The following is a 19447-nucleotide window of genomic DNA, read 5'->3' on the forward strand; positions in this document are numbered from 1 at the left end:
ACGGAGATCACCATGAGTTCACGCAACAGCCAGTCGAACAAGGCGGCGGCCCGCGAGCGGCTGCGTGCCGAGCGCGAGAAGCAGGCCAAGAAGGACAAGGTGCGCCGCCAGGTGCTGGTGGCCGGCGCCGTCGTCGCCGTCCTCGCACTGGCGGGCGGCATCGGCTACGCGGTCGTGCAGGCCAACCAGCCGGGCGAGTGGGACAAGGCCGCCGACGCGACGCTGGTCGCCCCGAAGAACACCACGGGCGACAACGGCACCACCGTCGTCATAGGCAAGGCCGACGCCAAGAAGACCCTCGAGCTCTACGAGGACGCGCGCTGCCCGATCTGCTCGACGTTCGAGCAGGGGGTCGGCCCGCAGATCAAGAAGGACGTCGACGCGGGCAAGTACAAGATCCAGTACGTCGGTGCCACCTTCCTCGACAAGGCCTTCAGCGGGAGCGGTTCGAAGAACGCCCTGAGCGCGCTGGGTGCGGCCCTGAACGTCAGCCCCGAGGCGTTCCTGGACTACAAGTCGGCGCTGTACTCCAAGGAGAACCACCCGGACGAGAAGGACGACAAGTTCAGCAAGGACGACAACCTGCTGAAGATCGCGGACGAGGTGCCGGCCCTCAAGGGCAACGCCGAGTTCAAGAAGGCCGTCGAGGACGGCACGTACAACCGCTGGGCGATCGAGATGTCGAAGGTCTTCGACAAGAGCGGGGTCACGGGCACCCCCACGCTGAAGATGGACGGCAAGAAGGTCGAGATCCAGAAGATGACGCCGGAGGACTTCACGGCCGCGATCGACAAGGCCATCGCGGGCTGACCGGTCCCACCGGACCCGAGGACGGGCAGGCGAACTCCCAGAGTTCGCCTGCCCGTTGCTTTGTAAGGGGTGTACCGACGGTTATACCCATCAGTAATATGACCGCCCGTGACCAGTCATCTCCCCTCCCCCACTGCGGCAACCCCGCGCCGCCGTACGGTCGTCAAGGCCGCTGCGGCCACGGCCGCCCTCGCCCCCTTCGCCACGGCCGCGCTGGGCATCTCCCCCGCGTCGGCGGCCTCGAACGGGCCCGCCTTCCTGCACGGCGTCGCCTCCGGTGACCCGCTGCCCGACGGGATCCTGCTCTGGACCCGCGTCACCCCGACCCCCGCCTCCGTGCCCGGCTCCGGCGTCGGCCCCGCCACCGAGGTGGCCTGGGAGGTGGCCGAGGACAAGGCCTTCTCCCGGATCGTCCTGAGCGGCACCGTCACCGCGACCGCCGCCTCCGACCACACGGTCAAGGCGGACGTGCGCGGACTGCGGCCGCAGACGGCGTACTTCTACCGGTTCACCGCCGGCGGCGCCGTCTCCCCGGTCGGGCGCACCCTGACCGCCCCGGGCCACGACGCGACGACGCCCGGGGTCCGCTTCGGCGTGGTCTCCTGCGCCAACTGGGAGTCCGGCTACTTCTCGGCGTACCGCCACCTGGCCGCCCGCACCGACCTGCACGCGATCCTGCACCTGGGCGACTACATCTACGAGTACGCGAACGGGGCCTACCCCGAGGCGAAGTACGTCGTACGCCCGCACGAGCCGCTGCACGAGATCCTGAACCTCGCCGACTACCGGACCCGGCACGGCAAGTACAAGACCGACGCCGACCTGCAGGCCCTGCACGCCGCGCACCCGATCGTCGCGATCTGGGACGACCACGAGTTCGCCAACGACTCCTGGTCGGGCGGGGCGGAGAACCACACGCCGGGCACCGAGGGCGACTGGGCGGACCGCGCGGCCGCCGCCAAGCAGGCGTACTTCGAGTGGATGCCGGTGCGCACCTCCACCGCCGGCACCGTCTACCGGCGGCTGCGCTTCGGCACCCTCGCCGACCTGCACCTGCTGGACCTGCGCACCTTCCGCTCCCAGCAGGCCAAGATCGGCAGCGGCGCGGTGGACGACCCGGAGCGCACCATCACCGGGCGCGCCCAGCTGGACTGGCTCAAGTCGGGCCTCGCGAACTCGAACGCGACCTGGCAGCTGGTCGGGACCTCGGTGATGATCTCGCCGGTGGCCTTCGCCTCGCTGCCCGCGCACCTGCTGGCGCCGCTGACGAAGCTGCTGGGCCTGCCCGAGGGCGGCCTCGCGATCAACGTGGACCAGTGGGACGGGTACACGGACGACCGCAAGGAGCTCCTGAACCACCTCAAGGACCGGAAGATAAAGAACACGGTGTTCCTGACCGGCGACATCCACATGGCGTGGGCGAACGAGGTCCCGATGAACATGGCGACGTACCCGGGGTCGGGAACGGCGGCCACCGAGTTCGTGGTGACGTCGGTGACCTCCGACAACATCGACGACCTCCTGCACGTGCCGGCGAAGACCGCCTCGCTCGTAGCGGAATCGGCGATCAAGGCCGCCAACTGGCACGTGAAGTGGCTGGACATGGACTCACACGGCTACGGAGTGCTGGACGTGACCGCCGAGCGTTCGCAGATGGACTACTACGCGGTGTCCGACAAGCGGAATCCGGCCGCGACGGTCGCGTGGACCCGGTCCTACCGCACGGCGAACGGCACGCAGAAGGTGGAGCGGGCGTACCAGCCGGTCGGCTGACCGTCCGTCAATTCTCTTGCGCGAAGGGGTGCCTGGTGCGGACCAGGCACCCCTTCGGCCTCAGAAGCAACAAATCTTTTACTTACAGGGCTTGCTTAGTGCATGACATGGACACATAAGCTTCGCGCCAGCGTGAGGAAAACCCTCACCCCCCACCACGCTTCGCGAGGAGTCAACGTGCGCGCCTCTGCCCGCATATCCCCCATGCTCCGCCGCCGCCTCATGGGTACGGCCGTTCTGGCCGGAACCCTGGCGTTCGCCCCGCTCACGGCCCCCACGACCGTGGCCGCGGCGGCCAAGACCGGCTCCGAGGCCTGCGCCGACGCCGGCATCTCCGCGGCCGCCCGGGTCGCCCGCCCGAAGGACCACCACGCGTCCGACCCCAACGAGGTGACGGACGCCCAGGTCAAGGCCATGGACGCCGACCTGGTCAAGAAGAGCGCCGAGCTGGGCCCGCAGCGCCAGATGCGCGCCGCCGAGGTCACCGCGGCGACGAGCATCCCGGTCTACGTCCACGTCATCACCTCCGGCACCGCCGGCAAGCTGACCGCCACGGACATCAACAACCAGATCGCGGTCCTCAACTCCGCCTACGGCGGCAAGGGCACCGGCAACGTCGACTCGGGCTACCAGTTCTCGCTGGCCTCGACCGACTACACCGACAACGACGCCTGGTACAACGTCTCGGACGGCACCCAGGCCGAGAAGGACATGAAGAACGCCCTGCGCAAGGGCGGCGCGAACGCGCTCAACCTCTACACCGCCAACCTCGGCGGCGGCCTGCTCGGCTGGGCGACCTTCCCGAGCTCCTACGCCTCCCAGCCCAAGATGGACGGCGTGGTCATCCTCAACTCCTCGCTGCCCGGCGGCTCTTCCGCCAACTACAACGAGGGCGACACCGCCACCCACGAGGTCGGCCACTGGATGGGCCTCTACCACACCTTCCAGGGCGGCTGCACCGGCAGCGGCGACTCCGTCGCCGACACCCCGGCCGAGAAGAGCGCGGCCTTCGAGTGCCCGACCGGCCGTGACTCCTGCACCAGCAAGCCGGGCGTCGACCCGATCCACAACTTCATGGACTACACGTACGACTCCTGCATGTACCAGTTCACCGCGGGTCAGGTGGCCCGTATGAAGAGCATGTGGAGCGCGTACCGCGCCTGATCAGGGCCTGAAACGAGCAGGGGCGGGGCACGGGTTCGTGCCCTGCCCCTGCTTGCTCGTTCTCCCCGCTACAGGCTGTCGAGGAAGGCGAGCGCGACCCTCCAGGTCTGCTCCGCGGCCTCCGCGTCGTAGTCGTCGAGGTCCGGGTCCGTGAACAGGTGCCCGGCACCCGGGTAGCGGTGCACCTCCACGTCCGCGCCCGCGCGCTGCATCCGCAGGTACCAGGCGGTCAACCAGTCGTGCGTCTCGAACGGGTCCGGATCCGCGATGTGCAGCTGCACCGGCAGCTCGTCGACCGCGGTGTCCTCCTCCAGGTCCGCCGTCCCGTGCAGGAGCAGCAGCCCGCGCGCCTTCTCGTCGGCCAGCGCCAGGTGCTGGGCGACGGAACCGCCGAAGGAGAAGCCGGCGTAGACCAGACCCTGATCGGAGTAGGGGGCGGAGGCCAGCACCGCACGCTTGAGCAGCTCGTCGCGGCCGATCTCGTCCCGGTGTGCCATGCCCTCCTCGACGGTCTCGAAGGTGCGCCCCTCGAAGAGATCGGGCACCTGGACCTGGTGACCGGCCGCGCGCAGCCGGTCGGCCGCAGCGTGCACCGCGGGCCGCAGCCCGTACGTCGAGTGGAAGAGCATGATGTTCATGCACCCCATCGTGCCATTCGTTGAATGGGAGGGGCCGACGGGCGCGTTCCGGTTACGTTGAAGTCCATGGACACGGACACCGTTCTGCGCCCGATCGCGGTCCTCGGCGGCTCCCTGGTCGTCACCCTGCTCTCCGGGTGGCTGCTGGACCTGCTGCTGCGCCGCGCCGACGCCCGGCACAGCGAGACCCCGCTGTGGGGGCTGCTGCGCCACTGCCGCCTGCCGTTCCAGCTCGTCCTGTGCACGACGCTGCTGTACGGCGCCCACCGCCGGGTGGGCATTCCCCAGGACTACGTGTTCGCCGTGGAGCGCGCCCTGACCCTCGTCCTGATCGCCTCGGCGGCCTGGCTGCTGGTGCGCATCGCGACGGCGGTCGTCGACTCCGCGTACGCCCGCTACGCCGACCGGAACCCGGACGACGCCCGGGTGCGCCGGGTCCGCACCCAGGTGACGCTGATCCACCGGGCGGTCACGGCGGTGGTCGTCGTGGTCGCCGTGGCCGCGATGCTGCTCATGTTCCCGCCGATGCGGGCGGTCGGCGCCTCGGTGCTGGCCTCGGCGGGCGTCCTCGGCATCGTGGCGGGCATCGCCGCCCAGTCCTCGCTGGGCAACCTCTTCGCCGGACTGCAGATCGCCTTCGGCGACACGGTCCGGATCGGCGACACGGTGGTCGTGGACAAGGAGTGGGGAACGGTCGAGGAAATCACCCTGACCTTCCTGGTGGTCCGCACCTGGGACGAGCGCCGGATCACGATGCCTGTGTCGTATTTCACAGGCAAGCCGTACGAAAACTGGTCGCGCGGCGGCGCCCAGATGACCGGGACGGTCTTCTGGCACCTGGACCACAGCGCACCGCTGGCCCTGATGCGGGAGCAGCTCCGGCGGATCCTGGAGGAGATCCCGGAATGGGACGGCCGGACCGGCAGCCTGGCGGTCACGGACACGGCCCCGCACACGATCCAGGTCCGGGCGGTGGTCACGGCGAAGGACGCCACGGACATCTGGACGGTCCGCTGCCAGGTCCGCGAGCGTGTGATCGACTGGCTGGTGGCCCACCACCCGTACGCCCTGCCCCGCATCGCCACCTCCCCGGAAGACCCCCGTCCGGGAGCATCCTGACGGCCCCGGCAGTGGCGCCCGGGCGGTCAGAACGTCAGGCGGAACAGGGCTCCGCCGCCCGGGGCCGGTTCCGCGACCAGCTCCGCGGCATGCGCACGGGCGATCTGGCGGGCCATCGCGAGACCCAGCCCCGAGCCCGGCAGGGCACGCGCCGCCCCCGCCCGGTAGAAGCGGTCGAAGACGTACGGCAGATCCTCGGCCGCGATCCCGGGACCGTGATCCCGTACCGTCAGCCCGGCCCGGCCGTCCCGCGACACCAGCTCCACCTCCACCGGCCGCCCGGCCGGGCTGAACTTCGCCGCGTTGTCCAGCAGGTTCGACAGCAGCCGGGTCAGCCGTGCCGGTACGCCCGGCACCACCGCCTCCTCCCCGCGGACGCGGACGTGCACCGGCACGGACGGCCAGTGCTCCCGCGCCGCCTGCGCGCAGTGCTCCACCAGCGGAGCCAGCCGGACCTGTTCGACCAGCGGCTGCGGCTCCTCGTCCCGGGCCAGCTCGATCAGGTCGTTCACCAGCCCCGTCACCTCCCGCAGCTGCCGCCCCAGCGCGAGCGACGCCCGCTCGCGCTGCTGCGCCGTCAGCCGCTCCCCCCGCGCCAGCAGCTCCGCGTTCGTCCGCAGGGCGGTCAGCGGGGTCCGCAGCTCGTGCGAGGCGTCCGCGACCAGCCGCCGCTGCGCCGTCACCGACTGCTCCAGCTCGCCCAGCATGGTGTTGAAGCTCCCTGCCAGCCGCGTGATCTCGTCCTCCCTCCCGGGAGGCGGCAGTTCGATCCGGTGCCGCGGATCCCGCGTCGCCGCGATCCGCTCGGCGGTGGCCGTGAGCCGGGTCACCGGGGCCAGGCCGGTCCGCGACACCCAGGACCCGAGCCCGGCCGCCACCAGCACCCCGGCCCCGCCGATCAGGGCCAGCCACCACGCCGCCTCCTCGATCCCGTCCTCCACGGTGTCGGCCCGCAGCGCCACCTGCAGCGCCCGCCCCTTCGCGTAGTCGGTGGTGAGCATCCGCGTCGGGTGCCCCGCGTGCACGATGTCCGTGTAGTACGGCGCGTGCCGCCCGGCGGCCACCGCCCGCGCCGCAGGGGCCACCGGCAGCGGGTACGGCGTGGCCGGATCGTTCGCCGGGTCGGCCGGCACCACCTCCGCGCAGGCGGGCGCCGCCAGGAACCGGCACTCCCCGGCCAGGGTCCCCGGCCCGGAGCCCGGGTTGCGCTGGGCCGCGAGCCGCGCCGACTGGGTCAGGCTCAGGTCGAGCTGCTCGTACAGTGCGCCGCGTACGACGAAGAAGGCCGCCGTGCACACCCCGACCGCGACCAGCGCCACCGCCGCGGTGGCCGCCAGCGCCAGCCGGGTCCGCAGCGGCCGGCGTCTGCGCCAGGGCGCCCCGAGCCTGCGCCGCCCGGCGCCGCTCACGCCGCGCCCAGCCGGTACCCGACCCCGTGGACCGTGTGCACCAGCCGCGGCTCGCCGCCGGCCTCCAGTTTCCGCCGCAGGTAGCCGACGTACACGGCCAGCGAATTGGAGTCCGGTCCGAAGTCCCGCCCCCACACCAGCTCCAGGATCAGCTCCCGCGGCAGGACCTGTCCGGGGTGGCGCAGCAGCAGCTCCAGCAGTGCGGCCTCGGTGCGGCTGAACTCCAGGGGCCGCCCGCCGCGCCGCCCGATCCGGGTCGCGGGGTCCAGCACCAGGTCCGCGAAGCCGAGCGCGGCCGCGCCCGCCGGATCGGGCGCGGCCCGCCGGAGCAGGGCCCGGACCCGGGCCACCAGCTCGTCCAGCGCGAACGGCTTGACCAGGTAGTCGTCGGCGCCCGCCTCCAGGCCGTCGACCCGCTCGCTCACCGAGCCCAGCGCGGTCAGGACGAGTACCGGCGTACGGTCGCCCAGCGCGCGCAGCTGCCGGCAGACCCCGAGCCCGTCCAGTACGGGCATCATCACGTCGAGCACCACCGCGTCGGGCTGCCAGCCGGCCACCTCCGACAGCGCGGCCAGCCCGTCGCCGGCTCCCCGTACCTCGTACCCCTCGACGGCCAGCCCGTCCTGGACGGCGGCCCGTACCTCGGGCTCGTCGTCCACGACCAGGATCCGCTGCGCACTCGTGCTGCTCATGGGCAAAGCCTGCCAAACGGTTCTGAGAGAACCTCCTAGAACGTTCTTAGGGCGCACCGGAAGGGTGCGGCCATGACCACACGAGACATACGAGGCACACGAGGCACATCCCTCCCACCCCTGTCCGTCGTGATCGGCGCGGGCGGCACCGGGGGCCACATCCATCCCGGGCTCGCCCTCGCCGAGGCGCTGCGCTCGGCCGTCCCGGATGCCGTGGTCTCGTTCATCGGGACCGAGCGGGGCCTGGAGACCGAGCTGGTCCCGGCCGCCGGCCACCGCCTGCACACCGTCGACATGATCCCGTTCGACCCGTCGCTCGGCGCCAAGCGCTACCGGATGGACCTCGTGTACGCGGCCGCCGACCTGGTGGTGTGCCGGGCCGGGTCCGCGACGGTGGCCGAGCTGGCGGCGACCGGTATCCCGGCCGTGCTCGTCCCCTACCCCCACGCCCCCGGCGACCACCAGACCCACAGCGCCCGGGTCCTGTCGGACGCGGGAGCGGGCCTGCTGCTGCCGGATGCCTCGGCCACGGCCGACCACCTGGCCTTCCTGCTCGGCCCGCTGCTGGCCGATCCGGCCAGGCTGGCGGCGATGGCCGGCGCCGCCGTCCCCCGGGGCGGCGCCGCGGTCGGGTGCTGCGATCAGGTGCTGCGCAGGCTGCGGACGTCCAAGTGCCTCAGCACCCGGTCCACGATCTCCGGATCCGCCCCCGGCTCGCTGCGCGCCGCCAGCACCTCGTGCCGTGCCGCCGACATCATCTCCCGCTGGATCCGCTGGACGTCCCGGATCCGCTCCACCCGCTTCGCGTACGCCTCCCGCCGCTCCTCGTCGACCATGTCGGGGCTGATCCTGGCCCCCACGTCGTACGCCCGCCGGTACAGCACCTCCACCAGGTCCTCCGGGAGGTCCTCCGCCTCCTCGATCTCCTTCAGCCGCCGCTTCGCCGCCTTCGCCGCGCGGATCGCCAGGTGCCGCTCCGTCTCCCGCTCGGCGTCCTCGTCGGCCTCCACGCCCAGGATCCGCACCAGCCACGGCAGCGTCAGCCCCTGGCACACCAGGGTCACCATGATCACGGCGAAGGCGATGAAGATGATCTGGTCCCGCGCCGGAAACGGCGCCCCGCCCTCCACCTTCAGCGGAATGGCGAGCGCCAGCGCCACCGAGGCCACCCCGCGCATCCCGGCCCACCACATCACCACGCTCTCCCGCCAGCTCAGCGGGATCTCCTCGTCGTAGTCGCGCCGCGTGTGCAGCCGCTTGGCCAGCCACCCCGCCGGCAGCAGCCACATCAGCCGTACGCCGACCACCACCACGATCACGGCGGCCGCCCATCCCGCCATCTCCCACGTCCGGCCGCCCGCGACACCGAACACGTTGTGCAGCTCCAGCCCGATCAGCCCGAAGGCCACGCCCGTGACCAGCGTGTCCACGACCTCCCAGAAGGTGTGCCCGGCGAGGCGTCCCAGCACGTCGTCCGCGTCGCTCGCGTACTCCGCGAGGAACAGGGCCGTCGTCAGCACGGCCAGCACGCCAGATCCCTTGAACTCCTCGGCCAGGACGTACGCCACGAACGGCACGAGCAGCGTCAGCCCGATCTGCAGCGTGGCGTCCTCGAGCCGCCCCATGAGCGCGTTGGCGGCCCAGCCCAGCAGGAGTCCGACGCCGACGGCGACCACGGCGGAGAGCACGAACTCCCCCAGCGCGTCCGGCCAGGAGAAGCTGCCGCTGACGGCGGCGGCGATGGCCACGTGGTAGAGCACGATCGCGGTGACGTCGTTGAACAGGCCCTCGCCCTCCAGGATCGACACCATGCGGCGCGGCAGCCCGAGCGATCCGGCGACGGCGGTCGCGGCGACGGGGTCGGGCGGGGCCACGAGCGCGCCGAGCGCAACGGCGGCCGCCAGCGGCAGCCCGGGGACCACGGCGTGCGCGACGGCGGCGACGGCGGCGGTCGTGACGAACACGAGGGCCACGGCGAGCAGGAAGATCGGCCGGACGTTGGCGGCGAACTGCCGCCACGAGGTGCGCTGTGCCGAGGCGTAGAGCAGCGGGGGCAGCAGGAGCGGCAGGATGTACTCGGGCGGGATGTCGACATTCGGCACGGCCGGCACCAGCGCGAGCGCGACCCCGACGATGGTCATCAGAACGGGCGCGGGCAGCCCGAGCCGATCCCCGAGCGGCACGGTGACCACGGCCCCGAGCAGCAGCACGAACAGCAGAGCAAGCTGATCCACTCCCCCACCCTGCCGCACCGCAGGCCGCGGGCACCCTCGCCCCGTCGAAGCCTCGCCCGCCTGGCGGCGATCCCGCCACCGCCGGGCGAGCCCCGGGGTGGAGCCGCCTCCCAGCGGTGGCCGGGGAGGGGGAAGGGCGCGCAGGGGACCGGCCCCGCGGGGGCGCGGCAAGCCCCGGCTACGACAAGTGGCGCCGCATCGCGCGGTGCGGGATGCCCGCGTCCTCGAACTCCGGGCCGTGGGCCACGTACCCCAGCCCCTCGTAGAAGCCGAGCGCATGCGTCTGCGCGCCCAGGTCCACGGCGGACAGCCCCAGCCGGGCCTCCTCCGCCTCGATCGCCCGGACCAGGGCCACGCCCACACCCAGCCCGCGCGCGGACTTGGCGACGGCCAGCCGCCCGAGCGAGCCGGCCGTCAGGTCTCCGCCCGTCTTGCCCAGCGCCGCCGGCCCGTGCAGCAGCCGGCCGGTGCCCAGCGGGTCCCCGTCCGGCCCCACGGCGAGCACGTGCACCGCGACCGCGTCGTACGCGTCGTACTCGATCGACTCCGGCACGGACTGCTCGACCACGAACACCTCGGTCCGCAGCGTGAAGCACGCCGCGAGGTCCGCCTCGGAGGCGACGACCCGGACCTCGAAGTCCGCGGCCGCGGTCACTCGCTCTCGGCCCGGATCACGTCCAGCGCGTGCTGGAGGTCCGCCGGGTAGCCGCTCTCGAACTCCACCCACTGGCCGTCCGACGGGTGCTCGAAGCCGAGGCGCACCGCGTGCAGCCACTGCCGGGTCAGGCCCAGCCGCTTCGCGACGGTCGGGTCGGCGCCGTAGGTGAGGTCGCCGACGCACGGGTGCCGGTGCGCGGACATGTGCACGCGGATCTGGTGCGTGCGCCCGGTCTCCAGCTTGATGTCGAGCAGCGAGGCCGCACGGAAGGCCTCGATCAGGTCGTAGTGGGTGACGGAGGGCTTGCCCTCCTGGGTCACGGCCCACTTGTAGTCCGCGCTGGGGTGGCGGCCGATCGGGGCGTCGATGGTGCCGCTCATCGGGTCCGGGTGGCCCTGTACGAGCGCGTGGTAGCGCTTGTCCACGACCCGCTCGCGGAACTGGTTCTTCAGCGAGGTGTACGCGCGCTCGGACTTGGCGACGGCCATCAGGCCGGACGTACCCACGTCGAGGCGGTGCACGACGCCCTGGCGCTCGGACGCGCCGGAGGTGGAGATGCGGTAGCCGGCGGCGGCGAGGCCGCCGATGACGGTGGTGCCGGTCCAGCCGGGGCTCGGGTGGGCGGCGACGCCCACCGGCTTCATGATGACGACGATGTCGTCGTCGTCATGGACGATCTCCATGCCCGGGACGGGCTCGGCGACGAGCTCGACCGGCCGCGGCGGCGCGGGCATCTCGACTTCGAGCCAGGCGCCGCCGTGCACGCGCTCGGACTTCCCGACGACGCCGCCGTCGACCGACACCTTCCCCGCGGCGGCGAGCTCGGCCGCCTTCGTCCGGGAAAAACCGAACATACGGGCGATGGCGGCGTCGACGCGCTCGCCCTCGAGGCCATCGGGAACGGGCAGGGTGCGGATCTCGGGAATCGTACTCACCCGTCGAGTATGCAGGACTCGGCAGCGGAGCTTTCCCGCGATCAGTGTGCGACCGGTGTCCGATCAGTCCTTGTGGACCGTGCCGTCCGGGTCCAGACCCTTGAACGACAGCAGCACGATCAGGATCCCGCCGCACACGATCGCCGAGTCCGCGAGGTTGAAGACCGCGAAGTGGGCGGGCGCGATGAAGTCGACGACCGCTCCCCGGAACACCCCCGGCGAACGGAAGATCCGGTCGGTGAGATTGCCCAGCGCACCGCCCAGCAACAGGCCCAGCGCGATCGCCCACGGCAGGCTGTAGAGCTTCCGGGACAGCCGCACGATCACGATGATCACGGTGGCCGCGATGCAGGTGAAGATGATGGTGAAGGCCTCGCCGAAGCCGAAGGCGGCGCCCGGGTTGCGGATCGCCTCGAACTTCAGCAGGTCGCCGATGATCCGGATCGGCGGCTGGTGCTCCAGCTTCGCGACGACCAGCATCTTGCTGCCGAAGTCGAGCAGGTAGGCGAGCAGCGCGACGACGAGCAGCGCGACGATCCGCCGACGCCCCTTGGGCTCGACAGACTCCGGCTGGGCGTCGTCCCCGACCTCCGGCGTACCGATGATGCTCTCCGCCTCTGCCACGTGAGTCCCTCGACTAGCTCGAACCAGGTTGCCGACACCACAGCCCTGCCAGGTTCCTGGACCCTGACGAGACACGAGAGTACGTCAGGGTCCTCCTGCGGCGCCGCCCGGCCCGCGCCGCCTCAGTGCCGGCGCTCCTGCTTCTGCTTGCAGTCCACGCACAGCGTCGCCCGCGGGAAGGCCTGCATCCTGGCCTTGCCGATGGGCCGGCCGCAGTTCTCGCAGAGCCCGTACGTGCCCGCGTCCAGCCGTTCCAGGGCCCGCTCGGTCTGTTCGAGCATCTCGCGGGCGTTCGCGGCGAGGGCCAGCTCGGACTCCCGGGTGATGTTCTTGGTGCCCGTGTCGGCCTGGTCGTCGCCCGCGCCGTCGCCGGAGTCCCGCATCAGGCCCGTGATGGCCTCGTCGGAGGCGTGCAGCTCGGCGCGCAGCCGCAGGACCTCGCTCTGGAGCTCCGTACGCGCCTCGGTGACCTCCGCCGGGGTCCAGGGGTCCTCGCCGGGCCGTACGGCCAGCTCGCCCGGCGCCGGGCCCGCCGTGGCCCTGGCCTTCGGCAGCCCGCTCGTGGCGGCCGCAGCCGTCTTCCTGGCCGTGCCGGTGCTCTTCTTGGCAACCACTTTCCGGGCTCCCGTCTGTTGCGCGGCCTGCGCCGCCCCCTCGGCCCCGGCCGCCTTGGCCGTGGCCTTCCTCGCGGTCGTCTTCCCGACGCCGGTCGCCTTCTTGACGGCCACCTTGTCCACGGCCGTCGTGTTCACGGCCGAGGTCTTCTTGGCCGAGGTCTTCCCGGCAGCCGTCTTCACGACCGCCGCCTTCTTGGCGGGTGCCTTCCCGGCCGCCTTGGCCGCCGACTTCACCACCGTCTTGGCCGCCGCTTCGGCCGCCGGCTTCGCGGCCGTCTTCCCGGCGGCGTTCACCTTCCCGGCGGCGTTCACCTTCCGGGCCGGAGCCGCCTTCCCGGCCGCCGTCGCCTTCCCGGCGGCCTTCCCGACAGCCTTCTCGGCAGTTCTGCCGGCGGTCTTCTTCGCCACCATGGCCGCGGCCCCTTCACATACTGTGATCTTGCGCGCGAATCGTGCCGGAACGATAAATCGACTCCGGCCTCGCGGCAACGGGGCACGCGTCCATCGATGCCAACCTGCATCCGTTGTGCCCAGCAGGGAGCCCGGTAATCCGCCACTCCTGTCACACCGGAGCCGGACCGGCGCATCGGCCCATTCGGGTCACGCCGCGTCCCCGCCCGACCGCCGCCCCGCACCCCGCCCCGAGCCCCGCCGAAACCCCGGCCCCGACCCCGCGTAAACCGGTCTGCCGAGCGTGCCCCCGCCCCGTACACTGGGCCCAGCGAAAGGCATGGACGGGGACGAGTAGCGTCGGACGCAGCCATGAGCGACCCGGGGACGGTGAGAGCCCGGGGGCGAGCGCGATGCGAAGGATCACCCCTGAGCCGCCGGAAGAAAGCCGTTCACGGGTCCCCGCGGATCCGGCCGCGGCGAGTAGAACCGGCTTCGCACCCCAATGAGGGGGCCCCCGGACCCGTCCGGAGGCCAAGGAGGGTGGTACCGCGGGAGCAGCAAGGCTCTCGTCCCTCCGGACGGAAGTGACACCCCGCCGGAGGAAGAGTTCAGCCTCATGACCACACCGCCGCAGTACCGCCCGGTACCCGCCCAGGTCGACCTGCCCGCCCTCGAGCACGCCGTTCTCGACTTCTGGCGCGAGAGCAAGACCTTCGCCAAGACCCTGGAGCAGTCCGAAGGCCGCCCCGAGTGGGTCTTCTACGAGGGCCCGCCCACCGCCAACGGCATGCCCGGCGCGCACCACATCGAGGCCCGCGTCTTCAAGGACGTCTTCCCCCGGTTCCGCACCATGCGCGGCTACCACGTGGCCCGCAAGGCCGGCTGGGACTGCCACGGCCTGCCCGTCGAGCTCGCCGTCGAGAAGGAACTCGGCTTCAACGGCAAGCAGGACATCGAGGCGTACGGCATCGCCGAGTTCAACGCCAAGTGCCGCGAGTCCGTGACCCGCCACACCGACGCGTTCACCGAGCTCACGACCCGGATGGGCTACTGGGTCGACCTGGACGACGCCTACCGGACCATGGACCCCGAGTACGTCGAGTCCGTGTGGTGGTCGCTGAAGGAGATCTTCAACAAGGGCCTGCTCACCCAGGACCACCGCGTCGCCCCCTGGTGCCCGCGCTGCGGCACCGGCCTCTCGGACCACGAGCTGGCGCAGGGCTACGAGACGGTCGTCGACCCCTCCGTCTACGTCCGCTTCCCGCTGACCTCCGGCCCGCTGGCCGGCGAGGCCGCGCTCCTGGTCTGGACGACCACCCCCTGGACCCTCGTGTCCAACACCGCGGTCGCCGCGCACCCCGAGGTCACCTACGTCGTCGCGCGCCGTACCGGCGTCGAGGACTCCGAGAAGATCGTCGTCGCCCGGCCGCTGCTGGAGAAGTCCCTCGGCGAGGGCTGGGAAGCCACCGGCCAGACCTTCACGGGCAAGGAGATGGAGCGCTGGACGTACGAGCGCCCCTTCGACCTCGTGGAGTTCCCGGCGCCCGCCCACTACGTCGTGAACGCCGACTACGTCACGACCGAGGACGGCACCGGTCTGGTCCACCAGTCCCCCGCCTTCGGCGCCGACGACCTCGCGGTCTGCCGCGCGTACGGCCTGCCGGTCGTGAACCCGGTCCGCCCCGACGGCACCTTCGAGGAAGAGGTCCCGCTGGTCGGCGGCGTCTTCTTCAAGAAGGCCGACGAGAAGCTGACCGCCGACCTGGACGCCCGCGGACTGCTCTTCAAGCACATCGCCTACGAGCACAGCTACCCGCACTGCTGGCGCTGCCACACCGCGCTGCTCTACTACGCGCAGCCGTCCTGGTACATCCGCACCACCGCCGTCAAGGACGCGATGCTGCGGGAGAACGAGAAGACGAACTGGTTCCCGGACTCGGTCAAGCAGGGCCGCTTCGGCGACTGGCTGAACAACAACATCGACTGGGCGCTCTCCCGCAACCGCTACTGGGGCACCCCGCTGCCGATCTGGCGCTGCGAGGAGAACCACCTCACCTGCGTCGGCTCGCGCGCGGAGCTGTCGGAGCTCTCCGGCCAGGACCACGCGAACCTGGACCCGCACCGCCCGTACATCGACGACGTGACCTTCACGTGCCCGGCCGAGGGCTGCTCGCTGGAGGCCGTGCGCGTCCCCGAGGTCATCGACGCCTGGTACGACTCGGGCTCGATGCCGTTCGCGCAGTGGGGCTACCCGTACAAGAACAAGGAGATCTTCGAGAAGCGCTACCCGGCGCAGTTCATCTCGGAGGCGATCGACCAGACGCGCGGGTGGTTCTACACGCTGATGGCGGTCGGCACGCTGGTCTTCGACAAGTCCTCGTACGAGAACGTGGTCTGCCTGGGCCACATCCTCGCCGAGGACGGCCGCAAGATGTCCAAGCACCTGGGCAACATCCTCCAGCCGATCCCGCTCATGGACCAGCACGGCGCGGACGCGGTGCGCTGGTTCATGGCGGCCGGCGGCTCCCCGTGGGCGGCCCGCCGGGTCGGCCACGGCACGATCCAGGAGGTCGTCCGCAAGACCCTCTTGACCTACTGGAACACGGTCGCCTTCCAGGCGCTGTACGCCCGTACGTCGGGCTGGGCGCCCTCGGCGGCCGACCCGGCGCCGGCGGACCGCACGGTCCTCGACCGCTGGCTGCTGTCCGAGCTCCACACCCTGACCTGCGAGGTCACGGACGCGATGGAGTCGTACGACACCCAGCGCGCGGGCAAGCTGCTGTCCGCCTTCGTGGACGACCTGTCGAACTGGTACGTGCGCCGCTCGCGCCGCCGCTTCTGGCAGGGCGACAAGGCGGCGCTGCGCACCCTCCACGAGGTCGTGGAGACGGTGACCCGCCTGATGGCCCCGCTGACCCCCTTCATCACGGAGCGGGTCTGGCAGGACATGATCGTCCCGGTCACCCCGGAGGCGCCGGAGTCGGTGCACCTGTCGACCTGGCCGGTGGCGGACACCTCGGCGATCGACGCGACCCTGTCCCAGCAGATGCTGCTGGTACGGCGCCTCGTGGAGCTGGGCCGCGCGACGCGGGCCGAGTCCGGCGTCAAGACCCGCCAGCCCCTGTCCCGGGCCCTGGTCGGCGCGGTGGGCTTCGACGCCCTGTCGGCGGAGCTCCAGTCCCAGATCACGGAGGAGCTGAACGTCTCCTCCCTGGCCTCCCTGTCGGAGGTCGGCGGCTCGCTGGTGGACACGACGGCGAAGGCGAACTTCCGGGCGCTCGGCAAGCGCTTCGGCAAGGGCGTCCAGGACGTGGCGAAGGCGGTGGCCGCGGCCGATGCGGCGGCGCTGTCCCTGGCGCTGCGGTCCGGCTCGGCGGTCATCTCGCTGAACGGCGAGGAGATCTCCCTCTCCCCGGAGGAGGTCATCATCACGGAGACCCCGCGCGAGGGCTGGTCGGTGGCCTCCGACTCCGGCGCGACGGTGGCCCTGGACCTGGAGATCACCCCGGAGCTGCGGCTGGCGGGCCTGGCGCGTGACGCGATCCGCCTGATCCAGGAGGCCCGGAAGAACTCCGGCCTGGACGTGGCGGACCGGATCGCCCTGCGGTGGTCCTCGTCGGACCCGGAGGTCGTGGCGGCCCTGACGGACCACGCGTCGCTGATCGCGGACGAGGTCCTGTCGACCGACTACGCCACCGGCGAGGCCGACGCCACCTACGGCGAGGCCTTCACGGACGAGCCCCTCGGCCTGACGTTCCGCCTCCGCAAGGCGTAACCGCTCCCGCTCCTGTGGCCCGGCCGCCCCTTCCGTGGGGTGGCCGGGCCACACCCGTTCCCTCTCCCCGCCCCGCCCTTTCTCCGTTTCCGCCTGCGACGCCGGCCGGGCTGAAACACGGCCCCGCCGGGGTGTGAGGCGCGGCAGGGGTCCGGGCGAAGCCCTGGGGCACCCCCAGGGCTTCGCGAACGGGTACGCAAACGGGCCGGGCCCGGTGCCCCCGAAGGGGAACCGGGCCCGGCCCGTGACTGCTGACGACGCCCAGAGGGCGTACCGCCTAGTTGTCGTCCTCGTCGATCAGGAAGCCCCGCATCGGCGAAGGCGCCTGCTGCATCGGCTGCGGCGCAGCCGGCCGCACCGGAGCCATCGGCTGGGTCATCGCGGGAGACATCTGCTGCTGACCACCGTACGAGGGGCCGCCCATCGGGGACGGGCCGCCCATCGGCGAGGGACCGCCCATGGGCGACGGAGCGCCCATCGAGTGCCCCATCGCTCCGGCCGGAGCCATCGACGGCGTCGGCGACGGCGGCAGCGCCGGACCGGCCGGGTTGCGCGGCGGGGCCAGGGAGTCGTCCGCCTGGGTCTCGAGCTGGCGCAGCTGCGACTCCAGGTAGGACTTCAGACGCGTACGGTACTCACGCTCGAAGCCCCGCAGGTCCTCGACCTTGCGCTCCAGCGTGGCGCGGGCGGACTCCAGGGAGCCCATCGCGACGCGGTGCTTCTCCTGCGCGTCCCGCTCCAGCGCGTCGGCCTTGGCACGGGCGTCCCGCTCCAGGCCCTCGGCGCGGCTGCGCGCCTCGCCGACGATCTTGTTGGCCTCGGAGCGGGCCTCCGCGATCGCCTGGTCGGCGGTCTGCTGCGCCAGCGACAGGACGCGGGCGGCGCTGTCTCCACCGGGGCCCTGCTGCGGGAGCTGCGGCTGCTGCTGGTGCATCTGCTGCCCCATCGGCTGCATCTGCTGGCCCATCGGCTGCATCTGCTGGCCCATGGGCTGCATCTGCTGGCCGAGCGGGTTCTGGCCGCCCATGGACTGCTGGCCCATCTGCTGCTGGCCCATGGGCTGCTGGCCCATCTGCTGCTGGCCCATCTGCTGCTGGCCGCCCATGGTGTGCATGGGGCCGCCCATCGGGCCCGGACCGCCCGGACCCTGCGGTCCGTGTCCGCCGGGGCCGGCCGGAAGCTGCGGCGGGCCGCCCGGCAGCTGCGGCGGGCCCATCTGCGGCGGGCCCTGCTGCGCCGGCGGGCCGGATATGGCCGCGGGCACCGGTGCGCCGGGGCCTCCGGGGCCTCGCTGGTCCTGGGGTTCCGGCTTGCGCATGCCCTGCTGCTGCTGGTTCTGCGCGGCGGCACGCGTGGCGGCGGCCAGCTTCGCGCGCAGGTCCTCGTTCTCGCGCAGCAGGCGCGTCAGTTCGGACTCGACCTCGTCGAGGAAGGCATCGACCTCGTCCTCGTCATAGCCTTCTCGGAGGCGGACGGTCGTGAACTGCTTGTTCCGCACGTCCTCGGGAGTCAGCGGCATGTCTTCTTCACCTCTACGTAGTCGTCGGCAGTCGGCAAGACCGTATCGGGACTGTCCCCGCGCCTGCGGGGAAGCTCATCGTTCACACGCTTCTCGCAGCGGTGCTCACGAAACTGATGAGGATGTAAACGATGATCATCAGAACGAAGAAGGACAGGTCGAGTGCCACGCCCCCGAGACGCAACGGCGGGATAAATCGCCGGAGAAGCTTGAGCGGTGGATCGGTGACAGTGTAGGTGGCCTCAAGGACGACCACCATCGCCTTGCCGGGTGTCCATGAACGTGCGAACTGGAAGACGTAGTCCATCACCAGTCGGAAGATCAGCACGATGAGGAAGCACATCAGCGCGATGTAGACCACCTGCAGTGCGACACCCATCCCGCGCTTCCCTCTCCCCTGCTCTCGCTCTGTTCCCGGCCCCGTGTCTGACGGATCGGTCTAGCTTTGGTTGAAGAACCCGCCCTCCGCGATGCGGGCCTTGTCCTCCGCCGTGACATCGACGTTAGCAGGCGACAGCAGGAACACCTTCTGTGTCACGCGTTCAATGCTGCCGTGCAGACCGAAGACCAGGCCGGCGGCGAAGTCGACAAGTCGCTTCGCGTCCGTGTCGTCCATCTCCGTGAGGTTCATGATCACCGGAGTGCCCTCACGGAAGTGTTCCCCGATGGTACGGGCCTCGTTGTAGGTCCGGGGGTGCAGCGTCGTGATGCGGTACGGCTCCCGCTCGGAGACGACCTTGGGCATGATCACGGGGGCGTTCTTCTCCAGGTTCGAGCGGTCAGGTGTGATGGACGCCACGGGGGCAATTCGCGCAGGACGTCCGTTTTCCAGCGGCAATGGGATGGGTTCCCGCTGTGCCGGAGGCTGGGTAACTCGTACCGGTTCGTCCGTTACGGGCGCTTGGTGCACGGGCTGCTGGCGCCGGCGATCCCGCTCCGGTTCCGGCTCGGGCTCGAACTCGTCGTCGGGGTCGTACCCCGGGTTGTCGTACCGGTCGTCCTCCACGAGGCCGAGGTAGACCGCCATCTTGCGCATCGCGCCGGCCATTCTCTGAGTCCTCCGCTCTGTGGTGGATCGCCCTGTCGC

Annotated in this window: 16 protein-coding genes and 1 pseudogene; 6 read left to right on the forward strand and 11 right to left on the reverse strand. The window is 71.4% G+C overall.

Going from position 1 to position 19447, the window contains the following annotated elements; translation table 11 throughout:
* Positions 1–12 precede the first annotated feature (12 nt).
* The 3 genes from AB0I68_RS01340 (at position 13) to AB0I68_RS01350 (ending at position 3747) form a co-directional block, all read left to right on the forward strand.
* Positions 13–810, forward strand: a complete 798-nt coding sequence (locus AB0I68_RS01340; protein WP_363175087.1) for a thioredoxin domain-containing protein — start codon at positions 13–15, stop codon at positions 808–810.
* A 108-nt stretch (positions 811–918) separates the two neighbouring features.
* On the forward strand, positions 919–2583 hold the full coding sequence (locus AB0I68_RS01345) for an alkaline phosphatase D family protein (RefSeq protein WP_363175088.1): 1665 nt from the start codon (positions 919–921) through the stop codon (positions 2581–2583).
* Between the two features lie 222 nt (positions 2584–2805).
* Positions 2806–3747 carry a zinc metalloprotease gene (locus AB0I68_RS01350; protein ID WP_363175368.1) on the forward strand — a complete coding sequence of 314 codons (942 nt, stop codon included), beginning with the start codon at positions 2806–2808 and terminating at the stop codon, positions 3745–3747.
* 68 nt (positions 3748–3815) lie between these two features.
* On the opposite strand, the gene AB0I68_RS01355 is transcribed toward AB0I68_RS01350, so the two are convergent.
* Complete coding sequence (locus AB0I68_RS01355) at positions 3816–4394, reverse strand: dienelactone hydrolase family protein (protein ID WP_363175089.1); 579 nt, start codon at positions 4392–4394, stop codon at positions 3816–3818.
* A gap of 57 nt (positions 4395–4451) precedes the next feature.
* On the opposite strand from AB0I68_RS01355, the gene AB0I68_RS01360 reads away from it, so the two are divergent.
* Positions 4452–5504: a mechanosensitive ion channel domain-containing protein gene (locus AB0I68_RS01360; RefSeq protein WP_363175090.1), complete on the forward strand. Its 1053-nt coding sequence runs from the start codon at positions 4452–4454 to the stop codon at positions 5502–5504.
* Positions 5505–5530: 26 nt separating this feature from the next.
* On the opposite strand, the gene AB0I68_RS01365 is transcribed toward AB0I68_RS01360, so the two are convergent.
* Both AB0I68_RS01365 and AB0I68_RS01370 read right to left on the reverse strand, forming a co-directional pair.
* On the reverse strand, positions 5531–6913 hold the full coding sequence (locus tag AB0I68_RS01365; protein WP_363175091.1) for a HAMP domain-containing sensor histidine kinase: 1383 nt from the start codon (positions 6911–6913) through the stop codon (positions 5531–5533).
* Entirely contained in the window at positions 6910–7605 is a 696-nt protein-coding gene (locus tag AB0I68_RS01370; protein WP_363175092.1) for a response regulator transcription factor, read from the reverse strand. The genes AB0I68_RS01365 and AB0I68_RS01370 overlap by 4 nt, the downstream gene beginning before the upstream one ends.
* A gap of 72 nt (positions 7606–7677) precedes the next feature.
* Between AB0I68_RS01370 and AB0I68_RS01375 the strand changes: the two are divergent.
* Positions 7678–8217: pseudogene (locus tag AB0I68_RS01375) on the forward strand (glycosyltransferase); the annotation flags it as partial.
* A 29-nt stretch (positions 8218–8246) separates the two neighbouring features.
* Here the strand turns inward: AB0I68_RS01375 and AB0I68_RS01380 are convergent.
* The 5 genes from AB0I68_RS01380 to AB0I68_RS01400 form a co-directional block, all read right to left on the reverse strand.
* The gene (locus AB0I68_RS01380; protein ID WP_363175093.1) at positions 8247–9839 is read right to left on the reverse strand and encodes a Na+/H+ antiporter; all 1593 of its coding nucleotides are present in this window, start codon (positions 9837–9839) and stop codon (positions 8247–8249) included.
* A gap of 178 nt (positions 9840–10017) precedes the next feature.
* On the reverse strand, positions 10018–10494 hold the full coding sequence (locus AB0I68_RS01385; protein ID WP_363175094.1) for a GNAT family N-acetyltransferase: 477 nt from the start codon (positions 10492–10494) through the stop codon (positions 10018–10020).
* Entirely contained in the window at positions 10491–11432 is a 942-nt protein-coding gene (locus tag AB0I68_RS01390; protein WP_363175095.1) for an RluA family pseudouridine synthase, read from the reverse strand. The genes AB0I68_RS01385 and AB0I68_RS01390 overlap by 4 nt, the downstream gene beginning before the upstream one ends.
* Positions 11433–11495: 63 nt before the next feature.
* Positions 11496–12056, reverse strand: a complete 561-nt coding sequence (gene lspA, locus AB0I68_RS01395; RefSeq protein WP_363175096.1) for a signal peptidase II — start codon at positions 12054–12056, stop codon at positions 11496–11498.
* A gap of 122 nt (positions 12057–12178) precedes the next feature.
* Positions 12179–13084 carry a TraR/DksA family transcriptional regulator gene (locus AB0I68_RS01400; RefSeq protein WP_363175097.1) on the reverse strand — a complete coding sequence of 302 codons (906 nt, stop codon included), beginning with the start codon at positions 13082–13084 and terminating at the stop codon, positions 12179–12181.
* 598 nt (positions 13085–13682) lie between these two features.
* Between AB0I68_RS01400 and ileS the strand changes: the two genes are divergently transcribed.
* Entirely contained in the window at positions 13683–16841 is a 3159-nt protein-coding gene (gene ileS / locus AB0I68_RS01405) for an isoleucine--tRNA ligase (RefSeq protein WP_363175098.1), read from the forward strand.
* Between the two features lie 277 nt (positions 16842–17118).
* Here the strand turns inward: ileS and AB0I68_RS01410 are convergent, their stop codons facing one another.
* The 3 genes from AB0I68_RS01410 to sepF all read right to left on the reverse strand — a co-directional run bounded on the left by AB0I68_RS01410 (position 17119) and on the right by sepF (position 19408).
* Complete coding sequence (locus AB0I68_RS01410; RefSeq protein WP_363175099.1) at positions 17119–18360, reverse strand: DivIVA domain-containing protein; 1242 nt, start codon at positions 18358–18360, stop codon at positions 17119–17121.
* Between the two features lie 82 nt (positions 18361–18442).
* Positions 18443–18739: a YggT family protein gene (locus tag AB0I68_RS01415; protein ID WP_030155988.1), complete on the reverse strand. Its 297-nt coding sequence runs from the start codon at positions 18737–18739 to the stop codon at positions 18443–18445.
* 60 nt (positions 18740–18799) lie between these two features.
* Positions 18800–19408 (reverse strand): cell division protein SepF, encoded by a 609-nt coding sequence (sepF, locus tag AB0I68_RS01420; RefSeq protein WP_363175100.1) that lies wholly within the window; start codon positions 19406–19408, stop codon positions 18800–18802.
* Positions 19409–19447: the final 39 nt, after the last annotated feature.

It is taken from the genome of Streptomyces sp. NPDC050448 (genome assembly GCF_040655295.1).
In the GTDB taxonomy this organism is placed as follows: Bacteria; Actinomycetota; Actinomycetes; order Streptomycetales; family Streptomycetaceae; genus Streptomyces.

Excerpts from the sequence above, each read along its gene's own strand:
- AB0I68_RS01340 (WP_363175087.1), top strand. The coding sequence starts at position 13 with ATGAGTTCACGCAACAGCCAGTCGAACAAGGCGGCGGCCCGCGAGCGG.
- AB0I68_RS01350 (WP_363175368.1), top strand. The coding sequence starts at position 2,806 with ATGGGTACGGCCGTTCTGGCCGGAACCCTGGCGTTCGCCCCGCTCACG.
- AB0I68_RS01355 (WP_363175089.1), bottom strand. The coding sequence starts at position 4,394 with ATGGGGTGCATGAACATCATGCTCTTCCACTCGACGTACGGGCTGCGG.
- AB0I68_RS01360 (WP_363175090.1), top strand. The coding sequence starts at position 4,452 with ATGGACACGGACACCGTTCTGCGCCCGATCGCGGTCCTCGGCGGCTCC.
- AB0I68_RS01370 (WP_363175092.1), bottom strand. The coding sequence starts at position 7,605 with ATGAGCAGCACGAGTGCGCAGCGGATCCTGGTCGTGGACGACGAGCCC.
- AB0I68_RS01400 (WP_363175097.1), bottom strand. The coding sequence starts at position 13,084 with ATGGTGGCGAAGAAGACCGCCGGCAGAACTGCCGAGAAGGCTGTCGGG.
- ileS (WP_363175098.1), top strand. The coding sequence starts at position 13,683 with ATGACCACACCGCCGCAGTACCGCCCGGTACCCGCCCAGGTCGACCTG.
- AB0I68_RS01410 (WP_363175099.1), bottom strand. The coding sequence starts at position 18,360 with ATGCCGCTGACTCCCGAGGACGTGCGGAACAAGCAGTTCACGACCGTC.
- AB0I68_RS01415 (WP_030155988.1), bottom strand. The coding sequence starts at position 18,739 with ATGGGTGTCGCACTGCAGGTGGTCTACATCGCGCTGATGTGCTTCCTC.
- sepF (WP_363175100.1), bottom strand. The coding sequence starts at position 19,408 with ATGGCCGGCGCGATGCGCAAGATGGCGGTCTACCTCGGCCTCGTGGAG.